Origin of the sequence: Phaeodactylibacter xiamenensis (assembly GCF_965229835.1) — a bacterium.
Lineage (GTDB): Bacteria > Bacteroidota > Bacteroidia > Chitinophagales > Saprospiraceae > Phaeodactylibacter > Phaeodactylibacter xiamenensis.
Map to the genome: position 1 here is coordinate 7045045 of NZ_OZ245931.1, position 21504 is coordinate 7066548.

General features: G+C 52.4%; 7 protein-coding genes. All 7 read left to right on the forward strand.

What is annotated here, in order from left to right; translation table 11 throughout:
* Positions 1-13 precede the first annotated feature (13 nt).
* The 7 genes from ACO08I_RS27215 (at position 14) to ACO08I_RS27245 (ending at position 21298) form a co-directional block, all read left to right on the forward strand.
* Positions 14-217 carry a hypothetical protein gene (locus ACO08I_RS27215; RefSeq protein ID WP_421947695.1) on the forward strand — a complete coding sequence of 68 codons (204 nt, stop codon included), beginning with the start codon at positions 14-16 and terminating at the stop codon, positions 215-217.
* A 306-nt stretch (positions 218-523) separates the two neighbouring features.
* Complete coding sequence (locus ACO08I_RS27220; RefSeq protein ID WP_421947696.1) at positions 524-934, forward strand: hypothetical protein; 411 nt, start codon at positions 524-526, stop codon at positions 932-934.
* A 250-nt stretch (positions 935-1184) separates the two neighbouring features.
* Positions 1185-1946, forward strand: a complete 762-nt coding sequence (locus ACO08I_RS27225) for an SDR family oxidoreductase (RefSeq protein ID WP_044146288.1) — start codon at positions 1185-1187, stop codon at positions 1944-1946.
* 86 nt (positions 1947-2032) lie between these two features.
* Positions 2033-2614 (forward strand): TetR/AcrR family transcriptional regulator, encoded by a 582-nt coding sequence (locus tag ACO08I_RS27230; RefSeq protein WP_282777789.1) that lies wholly within the window; start codon positions 2033-2035, stop codon positions 2612-2614.
* A 27-nt stretch (positions 2615-2641) separates the two neighbouring features.
* On the forward strand, positions 2642-3184 hold the full coding sequence (locus ACO08I_RS27235; RefSeq protein WP_421947697.1) for a Crp/Fnr family transcriptional regulator: 543 nt from the start codon (positions 2642-2644) through the stop codon (positions 3182-3184).
* Positions 3185-3239: 55 nt separating this feature from the next.
* Positions 3240-3812, forward strand: coding sequence for a DinB family protein (locus tag ACO08I_RS27240; protein WP_421947698.1), 573 nt, complete (start codon positions 3240-3242; stop codon positions 3810-3812).
* A gap of 881 nt (positions 3813-4693) precedes the next feature.
* Positions 4694-21298 (forward strand): HYR domain-containing protein, encoded by a 16605-nt coding sequence (locus tag ACO08I_RS27245; RefSeq protein WP_421947699.1) that lies wholly within the window; start codon positions 4694-4696, stop codon positions 21296-21298.
* Positions 21299-21504: the final 206 nt, after the last annotated feature.

The window sequence follows — 21504 nt, forward strand, 5'->3', positions numbered from 1 at the left end:
CGAAGATGGGGTTGTGTCCACATCAGAGGTGAGCCAAGATGCACACTTTTACCCCTTCGGCATGGCAATGCAAGGCAGCTGGCTGAGCACTTCCATTCCTAAAAATAAGTATCGGTACAACGGTATCGAGCAGACAAGCAACCTGGGGCTGGATGTGTACAATGCCTTTTACCGGACGCTGGACCCGAGTTTGGGGCGGTGGTCTGGGCTGGCTTGATCCGGTGGATCAAAGAGCGTTGGCCAGGTGGATCCTGCCGCTGAAAAGTTCTATGGGCTTTCTCCTTATAACTCTATGGGGAATAAACCTATATCTCACATCGATCCCAGAAGGAGATTTATCTTTGAGACGCTTTTGGGCCCTATTTTGGGATTTGCACGTGGAATAACAAGATTGGTTAACAGTTGCTGAATGCGATCCCCGCTGAGTTAAATCAGCTTATTATTAGTGGGTATAAGCCTGGACTTGCAAGCGTTTTGGCAGCGTGACTTCATGATAGGCATTGATTAATGTTAACTTTTGCTAATGGACTGGGTATATAAAATCCACCTCTTATTTACGCTATATATGCTGGGGCTGATCTGGTTTGTGCAGGTCGTGCATTACCCGCTCATGGGCAAAGTAGGCAATTCCAGTTTTATCGAATACGAACGGGCGCACACCCGCTTCACCTCCTGGGTTACTGCGCCGCCTATGCTGATTGAGCTGGGGAGTGGGCTGTGGCTGCTGTTTCAGCATACCGATAGCTGGCTTTGGTGGGTAAATGCAGCAGGGCTGTTAGGGCTCTGGGGCTCCACCTTTTTCATTCAGGTACCATTGCACAATGCGCTAAGCCAGGCATTTGATCCGAAAAACCACGCCCGCCTGGTCCAAACCAACTGGATACGCACCATTATCTGGAGTTTGAGGGCGCTGTTGCTGTTGAGTTGGGTCTGATACTTTGAAGTGGTCAGATTGTTGCTTACGGCATTGCCAACTTCTGTTTCATTCTTAAATGAAGCTTTTCTCACCCGCGCCCACCCTGTTATCCAAGTACCCTTTCTTACTATTCCATGCCACCTGAACCGTGTTGCCTTGGGTTTTTGAAAAAAAATAACAAAGCGCTCAACTTTTATTTGGAACGATCGTTCTTGTATTTGCTCTTTAATTGGAACGTTCATTCTAAAACTATAAAACAACAACCATCATGAGTAAATTAACTGGAAAAGTAGCCGTAGTCACCGGCGGTAACAGCGGCATTGGATACGCAAGCGCAGAAAGCCTGAAGGCAGCGGGCGCACAGGTCATCATCACCGGCCGCTCAGCGGAGAAAGTGGCAGAAGCGGCCGAGGCTCTGCAGGTGGAGGGCATAGTCGCTGATGTGAGTCAGCTCAGTGCCATTGACCGCCTGGTAGAGCAGGTGGAGGCAGGTTACGGCAAGGTAGACATCCTGTTTGTGAACGCCGGGATTTTCGCCCCCGCACCAATCGGGCAGATCAGCGAAGAGATGTTTGACCATCAGATGGGGATCAATTTCAAAGGCGCGGTCTTTACCATTGAGAAGTTTCTGCCCCTGCTCAACGATGGGGCTTCCGTCATTAATCTGTCTTCTGTAAACGCCTACACCGGCATGCCGAATACGGCCGTGTATGCCGCTTCAAAGGCCGCACTGAACGCCTACACCCGAACAGCAGCCACCGAGCTCGCCCCTCGTCAGATCCGCGTCAATGCTGTCAACCCCGGCCCTGTAGCCACCCCTATTTTCAGCAAGACTGGTATGCCGGATGAACAGCTCAATGGTTTTGCGACGGCCATGCAAAACCGGGTGCCCCTTAAGCGGTTTGGGCAGCCCAGGGATATTGCTAATCTGGTTGTCTTCCTGGCGTCCGATGATGCCTCCTTCATCACCGGCGGAGAGTACAACATCGACGGCGGTATTAATGTAAACCCGCTGCTGGCAGCCAACTAATTTTTTTTGCTCTAAAACGGAACGATAATTCCAAAATGGGGTTATAAGAGGGGAGCGGCTTACCGTTCCCCTTAATTTTTTTAGCTATGCCACGCACAAAAACCTTTGACGAACAACAAGCTTTGGAGAAAGCCATGCACACCTTTTGGCGCAAAGGCTACCATGCCACTTCCATGCAGGACCTGGTAGACGCGATGGGGATCAACCGCGCGAGCCTGTACGACACCTTTGGGGGCAAAAAGGACTTGTTTGATCAGGCCTTTGAGCTCTATCGAAAGACCAATGCTCAGGGCCTGCAGCGTTTTCTGGAGCAGCAAGACAGCGTACGCGACGGTTTTCGGCAGTTATTCGCCATGGCCATAGCAGAAACGCAATCCGAAGCTGGCCAAAAAGGCTGCTTTGTGGTCAATGTGACGACGGAGCTTCTGCCCGAAGACCGGTCTATGGAAGGGGTGATCCGGGCGAATAAGGAAGGCTTCACGGCGGTATTCCATCAGTTTTTGCAGCAAGGCGTAGCCTCCGGCGAGTTGTCAGCAGATCAGGATTTGGAAGCTACAGCCAACCTCTTCTTCACCTTATACAATGGTGTGAAAGTGGTGGGCAAGATCCCCGGGCAGGAAAAAGCGCTCTTGGGGGCGGTGGAAGCGGCGCTGGGGGCGTTGCGGTAGTCATTTGCTTTTTTAAAACTACTCTTAATGACCAACAACCCTATCCAAACCCTCCACCACCTCATCAGTCAGCATCAGGGCTGGGATGAGTCCATTTTACTCGACCGCAATCAGTTCCTCACCATGGAAGGACAGGTCGATGACCGGCTGTACTTCATTGAGTCAGGCAGCATCCGGGTGTACTGGCAGCATGAGGTGGAGGAGTATACGATCCGTTTCGGGTACCCCGGGCATTTTATTGCGGCCCTGGACAGCTTTATTCACGGGCAGCCTTCTGCCTATTATCTACAGGCGCTCCGGCAATGTGAGCTGAAGGCACTCCGCAAGTCGAGCTTCGCCGAACTGAAGGAAAGAGCTCCGGAAGTGGCGGAATTGTACAACTTTTTGCTGGAACAGTTGATACTGCAGCAAATGGAGCGCGAACAGGATTTATTGATCACCTCTCCGGTGGAGCGCTATCAGCGGGTGCTGGAGCGCAGCCCTATGCTTTTTCAGGAAGTCCCCCACAAATACATCGCCGCCTACCTGCGCATGACCCCGGAAACCCTTTCCCGGATTAAGAAATCTTGATTTCAATCAAGGAAAAGAAGGCTTTATCCCTACATCTTTGCAGGTAAAAGGACTTATGCGATCAACTGACTTGATTTCTGACCTCACTGCACGCACCGAAGATATGATACTGCGTGCCCAACAGCTACTGGAGCAATCCGAAGCTAACCTCAACACCAAGCCTTCAGCAGACAGCTGGAGTGCGCTGGAGTGTATCGAACACCTCAACCGATATGGCGATTTCTACCTGCCGGAAATACAGCAGCGCATGGACAAAGCCCCCGAAAACACCACAGGGCGGTTTAAGACGGGCTGGCTCGGCAATTACTTCGCCAAAAGCCTGCTGCCCAAACCGAAGCTTAATAAAATGAAGACTTTTTCCTCTATGGACCCGGCCGGCAGTCAACTGGATAAATCCGTTCTCACTACTTTTCTGAAGCAGCAGCAGGAGATGCTGCGGTTGCTTGAGCAGGCCGAAACGGTGGACCTGACCCGGACAAAGACCAGTATCTCTATTTCTTCATGGATCAGGCTTCGGCTGGGCGATACCTTTCGGGTGGTCATTTACCACAATCAGCGGCATATGGAGCAGGCTGAGCGGGCAGTAGATATCCATCAACACCATAATGCTTTCCAAAATGCCAAATAAATCGGCGGATTTACGAATTCAGCGCTCTGCCATTTAGTAGCAACGGTGGGCAATGTGCATGAGAAATACTTAATAAAAAAGTAAATGCACATTGCCCACATAATTCATTATTTACAGCCAGCTTTAGCATTGTATGGAGGGAATAAACCAAGGCACGTCATCTGTTATATATCAGTTTTTCCATATTTAAGTTCTAAAAATCTGTTGCTTAGCATGTAAATACTGGAATTCCATCCTAGGATATCCCAAAAATATTTAATAAGTTCGTAGAAGTTTTAAGCAAACAAACATGCAGCAAGCTAACCCCGAAACGATGAATACCAAACTAACTTCATAGGTTGGTCTGTCTTATCCAACGGGTTTGCCTTGATCCTCTTCGGGATTAAAGCGTAATAACAGGGAACAAATATGCATTCCCATCCTTGCTGGCTTCCGGCACTTTTCAGTTAGAAGTGCTGATTTATCTGGTAAACCGATTTTTGGTCGCTTCCGACCCTCTGCTGATATTGGTAAACAGTAATGCTTTTCCAAACAGCAGAAACCTGAGCCTTGATACTTTAACTTGATACCTTTTCTGATTTCCACCGCGTTACGCAACGCCTGTGGGGTGCTGTTTGTGTGTCACCCCGCAGAGTCGTTCTTTTTTCCGGTGGATTTTGGTATTCATGTTCTTTAGGCCGAACCTTTAATCCGTTCGGTTGGATCGTAAATTTTTCAACAAACATACCGAAGGAGCTTATACACCTTAGTGTTGCCTGCTTTTCGGAACATACTATTGAATTGGTCCTCAGGATGCCCGTGTACCGGGAACCTGAACGGGCTTATTTCATTTTCAGGCACTTATCGCTTAGGAAAGGGTCTGATCAGAGAAAACGTTAAACATGTTTACACAATTACTACCCAAGGTACCAAGTAAAGGTATGCGCCTGGCATCCTTTCTCGTGTTAGTTAGCCCAATCCTTATTTTTGCGCAGCCCTGCCCGCAGCCCACGTTTTCGGGTGCCCCTGTCGCTGGCGGTCTCGCCGATGGAGCTTACGCGGTCTTTGCTGAGGACCTCGACGGCGATGGCGATATGGATGTGCTTTCAGCCTCCTTCAACGACAATAAAATCGCCTGGTACGAAAACCTTGGCGGCGGCAACTTCGGCCCGCAGCAGGTCATTTCCACCATCATGAACGGCACGCTCTCTGTACATGCCGCTGACCTGGATGGCGATGGCGATGTGGATGTCCTTTCTGCCTCCGGGTATGATGATAAAGTAGCCTGGTACGAAAATCTGGGGGGTGGAAGTTTTGGACCACAGCAAGTCCTGACTACTAACGCTAATGGCGCCATATCTGTCAATGCTTCAGACCTGGACGGGGATGGCGATCTGGACATTCTTTCGGCTTCGGTTTTCGATGACAAAATTGCCTGGTTTGAGAACCTGGGCGGTGGCGCTTTCTCCGGAGAGCAAATCATTGCAACGGATGCAGATGGTGCTTACGATGCCTATGCTGCGGACCTGGATAATGATGGTGATGTGGACGTACTTACCGCCTCTGGTTTCGACGATCAGATTGCCTGGTATGAAAATCTGGGGAGCGGTACCTTTGGCAGTAAGCAGGTCATCACTTCTTCAGCCAATCTGGCCCGATCCGTCTACGCGGCGGATATCAACCTCGACGGGCATATGGATGTGATCTCCGCCTCCTTTCAGGATGATAAAATCGCCTGGTACGAAAACCTGGGCGGCGGTACGTTTTCCGCTCAGAAGATTATCTCCTTTGCTGCTAATGGTGCGCTGTCGGTTTATGCGGTGGATATGGACAACGATGGGGACCCTGACGTCCTGTCTGCCTCTCAGTATGATGATGAAATCGCCTGGTACGAAAATTTGGGAGACGGTACATTCGCTCCGCAAAGCATCATCGAAGGCAATGCCGATGGTGCCATCTCGGTCTATGCAGCCGACCTGGATGGAGACGGCGACCCGGATGTGCTTGGCGCGGCCAACTATGATGATGAAGTATACTGGTTTGAGAATATTTGTATATACCCATTGGATCCGGGCGTGATCGTGAGCGGAGGGGAAACCATCTGCTACGGTGGTACACCTTCCATGATGATCGGCAACGTGACCCTGGCGAGTGGAGGGGATGAAAACATCAGCTACACCTGGCGCTCCTCCGCTGACAACTTCACGAATCCGCTTCCTATTGCAACCGCGCCCATTTTTATCCCGCCGGCTGGGTTAACACAAACCACCACCTACCGGCGCTATGCCAACGATGGGACCTACAGCACCACGCCTACACCATCAGATGGGGAATGGACCGTCACCGTACTCGACGAATTTCATCCGGGACACCTCGCTAATGAAGGGGAGACTATTTGTTTTGAAGGTACGCCCTCGGAAATAGGAAGTACCGCTCCTGCTACCGGTGGGGATGGGCAAATCACCTACACCTGGCGCTCCTCTGCAGACAACTTTTCCAGCCCAATACCCGGGGCCGATGGCCTTACCTATACGCCGGCCGATGGCATGACACAAACCACCACTTTCCGCCGCTACGCTATAGACGAGACCTGCAGTACAGACCCCACTCCCGCCATTGGAGAATGGACCGTCACCGTACTGCCCGCCTTCGACCCCGGTCAAATCGCTGATGAAGGTGAAACGATTTGCCCCGGTGGCACGCCATCCACTATTCCAAATGAATTCCTGGCAACGGGTGGGGATGGACAGCTTTCTTACACCTGGCGTTCTTCCGCTGATAACTTTACAGCGGCTATCCCGGGTGCTGATAATTCAACCTACACACCTGCGGATGAGCTGCCGCAAACCACCACCTTCCGGCGCTACGCCAGCGATAGTACCTGTAATACCAGCCCTGAAGTATCTCTGGGATCGTGGACCGTTACCGTTGCCGATACCTCTGCACCGGTTGCGGTGTGTCAGGATATTACCGTGCAGCTGGATGAGAATGGATTCGTCACAATTTCCACAGATGACCTGGACGCAGGGTCCACTGACGATTGCCCCAACGGATTGGCTAGTCTTTCCCTGTCCGAAACGGATTTCGATTGCGACAACATCGGCACAAACCCTGTGACGCTAACCGTGGAAGATGTTGGCGGCAATACCGATACCTGTATTGCTAAAGTCATTGTGGAGGACAATGTCCTGCCTACCGCTGTTTGTCAGGATATCACCATTCAGTTAGACGCTGGTGGGCTGGGAAGTATTGTACCCGAAGATATCGATAACGGTTCAACCGACGCTTGCGGAATTTTGAGCCTTAGCGCAGACACCACTGTATTCAACTGTGCGGACGTGGGTCAAAATACCGTAACCCTTACCGTTGAAGACCAGTATGGTAACCTCAATACCTGTAGCGCTACAGTAACCGTAGCGGATACCATTGCCCCACAGGCGCTATGTCAGGACGTAACCGTTCAGTTGGATGCTGATGGCTTGGGAAGCATCACTGCCTCAACCATAGATGCTGGCTCCTCAGATGCCTGCCCATCCTTGCCCGTATCGGGCGGGCTAACAAGCCTGGAACTTGATATTACAAATTTTGACTGCGGTTCTATTGGAGCTAATCCGGTAACCCTGACTGCAGAGGACACCAACGGGAATACGGCAACCTGTACCGCAATCGTCACCGTAGCCGACACGGTAGTGCCCGAAGTGCTCTGTCAGGCTGTCACCGTGCAGCTCAATGCCAACGGGCAGGGCGCTCTTAGTGTGGCAGATTTGGACGGCGGCAGCAGTGATGCGTGCGGCCTCGATACCTTATATATTAGTCAAACCGCTTTTGATTGCGCGGATGTTGGCGAGCATACCATCACGCTAACCGCAGTGGACCTGAATGGAAACATGAATAGCTGTACCGCTACCATCACCGTAGAAGACAATATTGCACCTCAGGTACAATGCGCATCCACTATCTTGCAACTCGATGGCTCCGGGCAAGCGACCCTGAGCCAGGCAGACCTCAACGCCAGTTCTCTGGACTTCTGTGGGATCGCCAGTTCTGTTTTGGATCAGACCCTTTTCGATTGTACAGATATAGGTGCCAATACGGTAACCCTTACCGTAACGGACAATAACGGTAACGTCAGTACCTGCACCGCAACAGTTACTATTGAAGATAACATCATGCCGGTGGCCCTCTGTCAGGACGCCACGGTACAGCTTGATGTTTTTGGTGTAGGGATCCTCGACGCTGAGGAGATCGATGCCGGCTCGGGTGATGCCTGTCTGGATACACTAATACTGGATGAAACCACCTTCGGTTGTGGTAATGTCGGTACTAATACGGTCACGCTCACGGTCACCGATCTGGCAGGCAACAGCAGTAATTGCACCGCCACCGTAACCGTGGAAGATAACGTACCTCCGGTAGCCGGCTGCCAGGATGTTTCCATACAACTGGATTCCCTCGGGTTTGCCGTGCTTCCGCCAGCCGATGTGGAGAATGGTTCTACCGATGCGTGCCCATACGGGCCCGTACCGGGCGGGGTAGGCCCCTTCCTGCTTGATCAGGATATGTTTGATTGTGGGGATCTGGGTACCAACCTGGTCACCCTTACTGTGGAAGATGAAAACAACAACAGCGATACCTGCACAGCCATCGTCACCGTAACGGATGTCATCGCTCCAATCGCCAGCTGCCAGGACGTGACGGTACAGTTGAACGCGGATGGCCTGGTCAGCCTGACTGCTACTGAAGTAGATGCCGGTTCAACAGATAATTGCAGCGCAGACCTGTTGACTATTGATGTTACCGATTTTGATTGTGAAGATATTGGGCCTAATCCGGTCATTCTAACCGTAACGGACCCCAGTGGCAATGAAAGTAGTTGCTCTGCGTTGGCCACTGTAGTGGATAACGTTGCTCCACAAGCGCTTTGCCAGGATGTTACCGTACAGCTCGATGCCGATGGTTTGGGCACGCTGACACCCGCTGAAGTCGATGCGGGCTCCGGTGACGTCTGTGGTGAGGTTTCCCTTTCCCTTGACTTCACTGCCTTTGATTGTGATCAGGTGGGCACGCAAACCGTTACCCTTACGGCTGAAGATGAGTATGGCAACAGCAGTACCTGTACGGCACTCGTTACCGTAGAAGATAATATCGCGCCCGATGCGCAGTGCCAGCCGGTCACCGTTCAGCTTGATGAAAACGGTACAGGCGGTATCACTCCTGCCGCCGTGGACGGAGGTTCCTCAGATGCCTGCGTGTTGGATAACCTAAGCCTGAATATTGCGATTTTTGATTGCTCTAATATTGGAGAAAACGCAGTCCTCCTCACTGCAACGGATGTTAATGGCAACAGCAGTTCCTGCACCGCTACCGTAACTGTAGAAGACAATGTCGCTCCGGAAGCTATTTGTCAGAACGCGACTGTACAGTTAGCGGCCAATGGAGTAGGTACGCTAACCGCTGCTCAGGTAGATGGCGGCTCAACCGACGCCTGCGGGCTAGATGGCTTTAGTCTTAGCCAGGCTTCATTTGGTTGTGGGGATATTGGTATTCAGACCGTCACCCTTACCGTTACCGATGTAAATGGCAATAGCAGCTCCTGTGACGCAGAAGTAACCGTTGAAGACAATTTAACACCTACTACCCTGTGTCAGGACGTTACGGTACAGCTGGATGATTCCGGTACCGCCACGCTCACCGCTGCACAGGTTGACAATGGTTCTAATGATGCCTGCGGGCTGGCTGGGTTATCACTCAATACCGACACTTTTGGTTGTAACGATGTAGGTGAAAATTCCGTTATTCTTACAGCAACAGATACCCACGGCAACAGCAGTACCTGTACCGCTATAGTTACCGTAGAAGACAATGTGCCACCTCAGGCGCTGTGTCAGAGTATTACGGTTCAGCTCGACGCCGCTGGCAATGGTAGCCTTGCCGCTGCCCAAATCGATAATGGCTCTAATGATGCCTGCCCATACGGGCCCGTACCGGGTGGCCTTGATAACCTTTCTTTAGATATTACGGCTTTCGGCTGCGATGCAGTTGGTCAAAACAACGTGGTCTTAACGGTCACCGATGTCAACGGCAACAGCAGTACCTGCACGGCTGTAGTCACTGTGGAAGATAACGTAGCCCCTCAGGCCCTTTGCCAGAATGTGACCGTACAGCTCGATGGCTCAGGCACAGGGCAGCTTACCCCTGAAGAAGTAAATGCAGAGTCAGAGGACGCTTGTGGCCTAGGTGATTTTACCCTTAGCGGGAATGTTTTTGACTGCGATGATGTGGGTACACAAATCGTTACCCTGACGGTTACTGACGTCAATGGTAATACCGATAGTTGTACTGCCCAGATTACCATAGAGGATAATATAGTACCTACCGCCCTTTGCCAGGACGTGACCATCCAATTGGATGCCAATGGCGAAGCCAGCCTTTCCCCCACTGATCTGGACGGTGGCTCTGCCGGCGCCTGCGGTATCTCCAGCCTGGTACTTAGTGACGATAGCTTTGACTGCTCGGATATCGGCCCAAACGTGGTCACCCTGATCGTCATAGACGTGAACGGCAACGCCAGCACCTGCACCTCAACGGTTACCGTTGAGGATAATGTACCTCCGGAAGCCCTTTGCCAGGACGTGACTGTTCAATTGGATGCCAATGGCTCCGGCAGCCTCACGGCCGCTCAGGTGGATAATGGCTCTAGTGACGCCTGTGGTCTGGACAACCTGACTATAGATACCGAAACCTTTGATTGTGCCGATATTGGGCCGAATGCCGTTACCCTGACTGCTACCGATATTTACGGTAACCACAGTACCTGCTCCGCCCTGATTACAGTGGAGGATAATGTTGCACCAATAGCCCTCTGCCAGGACGTAACCGTACAATTGGATACTGATGGCTTAGGCAGTCTCACCGCTATTCAGGTAGACGCGGGTTCAAGTGATGCCTGCCCATACGGGCCCGTACCGGGTAGCGTAGAAAACCTGTCCCTCAATCTAACAGATTTTGACTGCTCAGATATAGGCTTGAATGAAGTCACCCTTACGGTAACAGACTCCAGCGGCAACAGCAGTACCTGTACAGCTATTGTGACGGTTGAAGACAATGTACCTCCAACGATGGTGTGTAACGACCTGACGGTACAGCTTGATGCGGATGGCGCTAGTAGCATAACCGTCAATCAGATTGATGGTGGATCAACCGATGCCTGCCCGGGCGGGCCAGTACCGGGTAGCATTTCCAGTCTTGCTCTTGACCAGCATACCTTTAGTTGTAGTGACGTTGGGGTCAACACCATAACATTGATCGGTATAGACAACAACGGAAACAGCAATACCTGTACTGCCTCAGTCATTGTGGAGGACAACATCGCACCGCAGGCCCTCTGCCAGGACATTGCGATCCAACTCAATGCAGATGGTGTCGCCAGTCTTGTACCCGCTCAGATTGATGCGGGCTCTAATGATGCTTGTGGCATTGCTACTCAGGGATTGAACATCACTACATTTTACTGCGAGGATGTCGGTGCCAATACCGTAGCACTTACCGTTGTAGATGCTAATGGCAATGCCAGTTCCTGTACCGCTGTAGTCACTGTGGAAGATAATGTGCCGCCTCAGGCGCTTTGCCAGGATGTGACGGTACAGCTGGATGCCGGTGGCAGCGGCTCGCTTACCCCCGCGCAGGTCGATAATGGATCAGAAGACGCCTGCGGGCTATCGGGGCTTTCCCTGGATGTTACTACATTCGATTGCTCGGACACCGGTCTAAATGAAGTCACCCTCACTGTAACGGATGTGAACGGCAATAGCAGCACCTGCACCGCTATCGTCACGGTAGAAGACACTGAAGCCCCTCTCGCGCTTTGCCAAAATGCTACCATTCAGCTGGATGCTGATGGTGGTGCCATTTTGTCTCCGGCTCAAGTCAATGCCGGCTCCATTGATGCTTGTGGCATTGCTACTCAGGGATTGAATATCACTACATTTGATTGCGATGATGTAGGGCCTAACCTGGTCATCCTCACGCTCACTGATGTGAACGGCAACAGCAGTACCTGCAATGCTACGGTCATGGTAGAAGACAATATCGCGCCGGTTGCTTCCTGCGCTGACATAACCGCACAATTGGATGAAAACGGGGAGGTCATCCTTTCGCCGGCTCAAATTGATAACGGATCCTCAGATGCCTGCCCATACGGGCCCGTACCGGGTGGTGTTGAAAGCTTGTTGCTCGACATTGACGCTTTCGGATGTAATGACCTTGGTCCGAATACCGTCATTCTGACGGTCTCTGATGCTAATGGCAACAGCAGCAGTTGTACCAGCCAGGTGACCGTTGAAGATAATGTAGCGCCCACTGCGCTTTGCCAGAATGCAACTGTTGTGCTGTCTGGTACAGGATTGGGAAGCCTCACTGTGAATGAAATAAATGCTGGTTCTACCGATGCATGCGGCATTGAAGATATGGTACTGAGCAGCACTACATTTAACTGCGAAAATGTAGGCGAGAACCTGGTGGTACTTACCGTTACCGATGTGAACGGCAACAGCAGTTTCTGCAGTGCCACCGTCACCGTGGAAGACAACACCCCACCCGTGCCTCTATGCCAGGATGTGACGATTGCGCTGGATGCAGATGGGCTGGGCAGCGTCACACCGGCACAAGTCAGTAGCGGCTTTATTGATGCCTGTGGGCCCGAAACACTGACGCTTGACCGCGGCGATTTCGATTGCGCTGATATCGGTGAGAATACCGTTACACTCACTCAAACGGATGTTAATGGGAATAGCGGCACCTGCACGGCTACCGTAACGGTGGAGGACCAAACCCCACCACAAGCGCTTTGCCAAAACGTTACCGTTCAGCTGAATGCATCGGGTGAAGGGGTATTGCCTCCTGCCTTGGTTGATGCGGGTTCTAATGATGTGTGTGGGATTGACTGGATTTCCCTCAATCAGACTCAATTTGATTGTGAGGATGTGGGTCAAAATACGGTGACGCTCACCGTTGCGGATATCAATGGTAACCTGAGCACCTGTACGGCAGTAGCTACCGTTGAGGACAACATCGCACCCGTTGCCCAATGTCAAAATGTTGTGGTAGAGCCAGTCTCAGATGTTGCCTACGGGCTGGTACCTGAGGATTTTGATAATGGCTCCACCGATGCCTGCGGCATTGGTAGTTTTTCACTGAATATTGAAACGCTTAGCTGCGAAGATTTTGGCCCTAATCCGGTAACCCTGACGGTCATGGACAACAACGGCAATACAAGCACCTGTACCGCTATGGCCATCGTTCAGGATGCCAACGGGCCCACAGCGATCTGTCCCGGGGACATCACAACAGATACGGATCCCGGTGTTTGCGATGCCATAGTGGCCTACGATCTGCCCGAGGCTGTTTTTGTTTGTGATGAAGCCGTATCTTCCGATACGCTGGAGTTCAACGGGACGATTCAGACTTTCGTTGTGCCGGAAGGAGTGACTTCCCTAAAGATTGAAGCCTACGGTGCACAGGGCGGCGACGCCAATGTAGGATTTGGTGGCCTGGGGGCTTACATGAGCGGTACTTTCGTGGTAACGCCAGGGCAAGTCATTGATGTATTGGTTGGAGAAAAACCAGCCGTATCCAACGGTGGTGGCGGCGGCACCTTTGTGGTAGACCACGATACCGGTATGCCGCTGATTATCGCTGGTGGCGGTGGCGGCGGTGCCGGGTTCTGCTGTGGTACCATCCACGATGGCGCGCCCGGACAAGTTGCTCCATTTGGCTCTGCCGGTATTAATGCTTCCGGTGGGGTAGGAGCCGGTGGTAATTCCGGTAACGGCGGTGAAGCAGGTACCGCTACACAGATGAGCGGAGCCGGCGGTGGCTTCTTTTCGGATGGCGCCAATGGCGATTGTTCCTCTACCGGCGGCCGTTCTTATCAGACCGGCGGCTTCGGCGGGCAGTCTGGAGGAACGATTGATGCCTACGGCGGCTTCGGCGGCGGTGGCGGTGGTTACAACTGCGGTTTAAGCTATGGTCCCGGTGGCGGTGGTGGCGGCTACTCCGGTGGCGGTGCTGCCGGCGGTGGTGATCAGTACGGTGCCGGTGGCGGCGGCGGCTCTTTCAATAGCGGCACTTCACAAAATAACGTCACAGGGCTCAACTACGGGCACGGAAAGGTTATCCTGTCCTGGGATGCCCTCGCAACGGTTTACATCAATCAAATCGATATCACAGGGTTGAGCTCGGGCAGTACGTTCCCGATTGGGACGACTACGCTGGCTTACACCGCCACCGACTACCACGGCAATACCGATGTATGCACTTTTGATATTACTGTAGCAGACAATGAAGTACCGGTGGTCACCTGCCTGCCGGATACGGTTTGGCTGGATGCTTCCGGCAACGGCAGCACTACCCTGGCAGCACTCAATGGGGGCGTTTCTGATAACTGCCCATCCGGTAATGGCCCTGGTGGACTTGCCTCGCTGAGCGCAGATCAAACCACCTTTGGATGTGCAGATGTGGGCACTAATGAAGTGACGCTCACGGCCGAGGATGTCTATGGAAATACCGGCCAATGTGTGGCTTTGGTCACCGTCCTCGACACCATCGCTCCAGTGGTGAATTGCGAAAGCCTAACCCTTTCTTTGGATCAGAATGGCACAGCGGCTATCAGTATCGATGATGTACTGGTTTCAGCAACCGATGCCTGTAGTAATCCAATACCGAACGATCAGTTGTCTCTGAGTACAGCAGCATTCGACTGTACGAATGTAGGGCCTAACCCGGTCTTGCTGACGGCTACCGATCCAAGTGGGAATACCACTACCTGCGAAACCATCGTCACCGTTGTCGATGATATTGCTCCGGTGGCTTTATGCCAGGACATTACCATAGAATTGGATAATGATGGCGCAGCTGAAGTCTTCCCGGAACAAATTGATGCGGGCTCTAATGATGCCTGTTCCGGTAACGGATTGCCGGGTGTCCTACTGAGTATCACTTCTGATACCACCATCTTTGGTTGCGGTGATGTGGGCGAACAGGTCCTCACCCTGACTGTGGAGGACAATAGCGGAAATACCAACACCTGCGCGGCTACGGTAACCATTGAAGACAACATCGGACCTGATATGGTGTGCCAGGATGTGACGGTGCAATTAGATGCCTCCGGTACTGCCATCATCACACAGGAGGAAGTCGACAACGGCTCCAGTGATGCCTGCGGTATTGCTTCCTGGTCCTGGGAATTTGGGACCTTTGATTGCGGTGATCTGGGTGAGAACACCCTGACCATTTCGGCAACGGACTACAACGGCAACAGCAGCACCTGTACCTTCACCGCTACCGTATTGGATATGGTAGCGCCGGAATTGTTCTGCGAGGATATCACGGTGCAGTTGGATGCCAATGGTACTGCTGAACTTACTGCAGCTCAGGTGGCCACCACCCTCAGCGATGCCTGTGGGCTGGCAAGTGTGAATCTGGATGTTACTACATTTGACTGCAGCGCTGTTGGTCCGCAGACTGTAACTGTTACCGCAGAAGACAACGCAGGGAATTCCAGCCAATGCAGTGCCGTAGTGACCGTTGCTGATACTGTAGCACCGGCTGCTGTTTGTCAGGATGTGGTATTGCTGCTGGACGAAGATGGCGTGGCTGAACTTACCACTGCCCAGGTAGACGCAGGTTCCTACGATGCTTGTGGCATTGGTGTCTTAAGCCTTGACGTTACCGCCTTTGGCTGCGGCGATGTGGGTACGCAAGCAGCTACCCTTACGGTTACAGACAACAATAGTAACAGCAGTAGCTGCATTTCGAATATCACCATTATCGATGACGTGGTGCCGGTTGCGCTTTGTCAGGATGTGACGGTGGAGTTAGATGTTCTGGGCAATGCCAGCCTTACGCCAGCTCAGGTAAATAATGGTTCCAGCGATGCTTGCGGTCTGGCAAGTGTAGCCATAGATATCGGCAGTTTCGACTGTGCGGATGTTGGCTCCCAAGAAGTCACGCTGACCGTGGAAGACAACAACGGCAATACCAACACCTGCACGGCAACAGTCACCGTTGAGGACAATACCGCACCAAGCCTGGACTGCCAGGACATTACCGTACAGCTGGATAATGATGGATTGGCAAGCATCACGCCTGCCCAGATTGTGGGCACGCCATCCGAGGGCTGCGACCTGGCAAGCACTACGCTGGATATCAGCGCGTTCGACTGTGCGGATGTTGGGCAGAATACGGTAGTGGTTACCGCAGAAGATGAGAATGGCAATACGAGCACCTGCACGGCAGCGGTCACAGTGGAAGACAACATCCCGCCCGTAGCCTCCTGTCACGACCTTACCCTGCAGTTGGATGCGGGCGGCGCGGTCATTCTCACTCCGGCACAATTAGATGCGGGGTCAAGTGACGCTTGTGGTTTGTCCTTCGCATTTGGGGATGATCTCCCTTCAGTGATTGAATTCGGTTGTGGCGAAGTGGGCGTACAGAGTATTCCGCTTGTCGTTACTGATGCCAATGGCAACAGCAGCAGCTGCGTGTCTAATATTACAATTGAAGACAATGTAGACCCTGTAGCTCTGTGTCAGGATGTAACGGTAGAACTGAATGCACTGGGCAGCGCTATCTTAACGCCCGCTCAGATCGATGATGAATCCAATGATGCCTGTGGAATTGATGCCCTGAGCCTTGACATTACTTCCTTCACTTGTGCTGATGTTGGTACTCAAATAGTCACCCTTACTGTGGAAGATGAGCACGGAAATACGAGCACCTGCACCGCAACAGTCACCGTTGAGGACAATACCGCACCAAGCCTGGACTGCCAGGACATTACCGTACAGCTGGATAACGATGGATTGGTAAGCATCACGCCTGCCCAGATTGTGGGCACGCCATCCGAGGGCTGCGGCCTGGCAAGCACTACGCTGGATATCAGCGCGTTCGACTGCTCGGATATTGGTCAGAATACGGTAGTGGTTACCGCAGAAGATGAGAATGGCAATACAAGCTCTTGCACGGTAATGGTCACGGTGGAAGACAACATCCCGCCCGTAGCCTCCTGTCACGACCTTACCCTGCAGTTGGATGCGGGCGGCGCGGTCATTCTCACTCCGGCACAATTAGATGCGGGGTCAAGTGACGCTTGTGGTTTGTCCTTCGCATTTGGGGATGATCTCCCTTCAGTGATTGAATTCGGTTGTGGCGAAGTGGGCGTACAGAGTATTCCGCTTGTCGTTACTGATGCCAATGGCAACAGCAGCAGCTGCGTGTCTAATATTACAATTGAAGACAATGTAGACCCTGTAGCTCTGTGTCAGGATGTAACGGTAGAACTGAATGCACTGGGCAGCGCTATCTTAACGCCCGCTCAGATCGATGATGAATCCAATGATGCCTGTGGAATTGATGCCCTGAGCCTTGACATTACTTCCTTCACTTGTGCTGATGTTGGTACTCAAATAGTCACCCTTACTGTGGAAGATGAGCACGGAAATACGAGCACCTGCACCGCAACAGTCACCGTTGAGGACAATACCGCACCAAGCCTGGACTGCCAGGACATTACCGTACAGCTGGATAACGATGGATTGGTAAGCATCACGCCTGCCCAGATTGTGGGCACGCCATCCGAGGGCTGCGGCCTGGCAAGCACTACGCTGGATATCAGCGCGTTCGACTGTGCGGATGTTGGTCAGAATACGGTAGTGGTTACCGCAACAGATGATAATAGCAATACAAGCTCTTGCACGGCAATGGTCACGGTGGAAGACAACATCCCGCCCGTAGCCTCCTGTCACGACCTTACCCTGCAGTTGGATGCCGGCGGCGCGGTATTGCTTACCCCTGCACAATTGGATGGCGGTTCCGGCGATGCCTGTGGTGTTACGTTGGATTTTGGAGACGACCTTCCATCTACCATTGAGTTTGGCTGTGGAGAAGTCGGCGTACAGCCCGTGCCGCTATTGGTCACCGATGCCAACGGCAACACAAGCACCTGTGTGTCTAGTATAACCATTGAAGACAACGTAGTACCAGTTGCGCTCTGTCAGGATGTGACCGTGGAACTGGATGCGGAAGGCAATGTAATGCTTTCCGCTGATCAGGTCGATAATGGTTCTAACGATGCCTGCCCATACGGGCCCGTACCGGGTGGTATCGAGAGCCTGAGCCTGGACATCAGTAATCTGGACTGCAGTGATGTAGGTGGACAAAGCGTCACCCTTACCGTAGAAGACGAGAACGGAAATACCAGCACGTGCACTGCCGAGGTTACGGTTGAGGACAACACCGCACCTGTAGCCGTTTGCCAGAACCTGACCGTTGAGTTGGATGCAAGTGGAATGGCCTTCATCTCCGTCAGTCAGATTGACAACGGCTCATTTGATGCTTGTGGCATAGCGGAACGAGGGCTAAATATTGCCAGCTTTGATTGTGGGGATATCGGACCCAACAACGTGCTACTCACCGTAGAGGACTTCAGTGGCAACATGAGTGCCTGTATAGCCGTAGTCACCGTGGTAGACAACACGGCTCCTGAAGCCTTATGCCAGGATGTGACGGTTCAGTTGGATGCTGCGGGAATAGCTAGCTTGTCTGCTACTGAAGTAAATGCTGGCTCCAATGATGCCTGTAGTATTGCAGAAGTCGAAATCGGCCAATCCGAATTTGACTGCACTGATGTGGGAGCCAATCCAGTAGTACTTACGGTTACAGACAACAGCGGCAACAGCAGCACCTGTACCGCCACGGTAACCGTTGAGGACAACGTTGCTCCTCAGGCGCTTTGCCAGGACATCACAGTGGCGCTGGATGCCTCCGGAAATGCTGTAATTACTGCCGGTCAAATTGATAATGGATCGAATGATGCCTGCAGCGTTCTGCAACTCAGCCTCGATCAGACCGTATTTGATTGTAGTGATGTTGGTGAAAATACGGTCACGCTTTCCGTAACGGATATAAATGGCAATCTCAGCACCTGCACCGCTACGGTTTCGGTGGAGGATAATACGATTCCCGCGGCACTCTGCGAAGACCGGACCGTACAACTTGACGCTTCCGGTGCAGGAAGTATTACACCCGGTCAGGTCTTCGAAGGCGAGATTGATCCTTGCGGGCTCGCCAGCCTAAGCCTGGACAAGACCACTTTTGATTGCGGTGATGTAGGTACAAATACAGTCACGCTTACCGCAACGGATGTTAACGGCAATACGAGCACTTGTACGTCTGCAGTAACAGTGGTGGATAATATTGCACCCCAAGCGCTTTGCCAGGATGTGACGGTGCAGTTGGATGCAGCAGGATCTGGCAGCTTGTCCGTTATACTGGTAAATGACGGATCGAATGACGCTTGTGGCCTTTCCTCTACTGACTTAAGCCAGACGAGCTTCGATTGCGGGGATGTGGGTAGTCAGACTGTTACCCTGACCGTGACTGACCTCAACGGTAACAGCAGCACTTGTACGTCTACGGTCACGGTGGAAGATAACATCGCACCGGAAGCGCTGTGTGAAGATGTGACGGTACAGCTTGATGCCTTTGGCAATGGTGCCCTGAGTGCCGAACAGGTCGATGGCGGTTCCGGCGATCCGTGCAACGTTTCCAGCCTAAGCCTGAGCCAGACGAGCTTCGATTGCGGGGATGTGGGCAGTCAGATCGTTACCCTTACCGCAACAGACGTTAATGGCAACAGCAGCACTTGTACTTCTACGGTCACGGTAGTGGACAATGTAGCTCCACAGGCGCTTTGCCAGGACGTTACGGTACAGCTCGATGCCTTTGGCATCGGTGCCCTGAACACAGACCAGATAGATGGCGGTTCCGATGATGGGTGTGGTATTTCCAGCCTAAGCCTGAGCCAGACGAGCTTCGATTGTGGGGATGTGGGCATCCAGAGCGTTACGTTGACTGCGACTGACCTCAATGGCAATAGCAGCACTTGTACTTCTACGGTCATGGTGGAAGATAACATCGCACCGGAAGCGCTGTGTGAAGATGTGACGGTACAGCTTGATGCCTCCGGTAACGGTGCCCTGAGTGCCGCACAGGTAGATAGTGGTTCCGGCGACCCTTGTGGCCTTTCCAGCCTAAGCCTGAGCCAGACGAGCTTTGGTTGTGGGGATGTGGGCAGCCAGACTGTTACCCTGACCGTAACTGACCTCAACGGTAACAGCAGCACTTGTACTTCTACGGTCACGGTGGAAGACAACATCGCACCAGAAGCGCTGTGTGAAGATGTGACGGTACAGCTTGATGCCTTTGGCAATGGTGCCCTGAACACAGACCAGATAGATGGCGGTTCCAACGATGCCTGCCCATACGGGCCCGTACCGGGCGACATTTCCAGCCTAAGCCTGAGCCAGACGAGCTTCGATTGTGAAGATGTGGGCAGCGCGAGTGTTGAGCTGACCGTGACTGACCTCAATGGCAATAGCAGCACCTGCACGGCCAATGTAACGGTCGTTGACAACGTCGCTCCACAGGCGCTGTGTGAAGATGTGACAGTGCAGCTTGATGCTTCCGGCAATGCTAGTCTGACGGCTGCCCAGGTGGACGGTGGTTCGTCGGATGCGTGTGGCATTGCCAGCCATAGCCTCAATGCGACAGGCTTTGATTGTGGTGATATTGGAACACAACCCATTACGCTGACTGTAGTAGACAATAATGGCAACAGCAACAGTTGTACGGCCACTGTAACGGTAGCAGACAACGTAGCCCCTCAGGCCCTGTGCCAGGACCTCACCGTTCAGTTGGATGACTTTGGCGAAGGTTTCCTTACCGCCGGACAGGTCAATGACGGCTCCAACGATGCATGCCAAATCGCTACACTAAGTCTTGATAAAACGGAGTTTAGCTGTGACGATGTAGGGGCTCCGACCGTCACGCTCACCGCCACCGATGTCAATGGCAATAGCAGTTCCTGTACGGCCAATATTACTGTAGAGGACAATATCGCTCCGGTTGCCCAGTGCCAGGACCTGACGATTCAGCTGGGTATGAATGGTTCGGCCAGTATCACCGTTGCAGATATTGAAAATGGCTCCACGGATGCCTGTGGGGTATCAGGGCTGGCTTTGGATATCACTACTTTTGGTATTGCTGATGTAGGTGATAATACTGTTACGCTCACCGTAACTGACGATAATGACAATAGCAGCACTTGTACTGCTACCGTAACTGTAGAGAACAACTTCGCACCCCCAACCGGAGGCATAGAAAGCAACCGTAGCCAAAGTAAGGATTCAAGTGTGCGCTACCAGGCTAAAGTCTTCCCGAACCCGACGCTTGGCGTTTTCACCCTGCGCTTTGAGCAGCCGCTTCAAGCTCCGGCCCACGCGATACTCCGCAATGAACTGGGGCAGGTCATCAGTCAGGTTACGCTAACTGAGGGTACGAAAGACCACAGGTGGGCCAACGTCTACCTCGCTGCCGGTCTGTACTATCTCGAAGTGCAACATGAAGATGGTAACCGGGAAATACTGAAAATTGTCCGGAAACAGCACTAAGGAACACCCGGCATTTCCAAAACATTTTAGTTTTTGAAACCTGATGATGAGGCTGTCTCTATATCAAGAGGCAGCCTCAATAGTTATTATATGCCTTTCTAAGATTTTCACAAAGCTGGCCTGCGGTCTGCTTTTACTGTCAGGTTGCATTGCTGTAGAAACAATTTCCCCGATATGTGTTGCCGATTGGCTAATTTGTGTTCGGA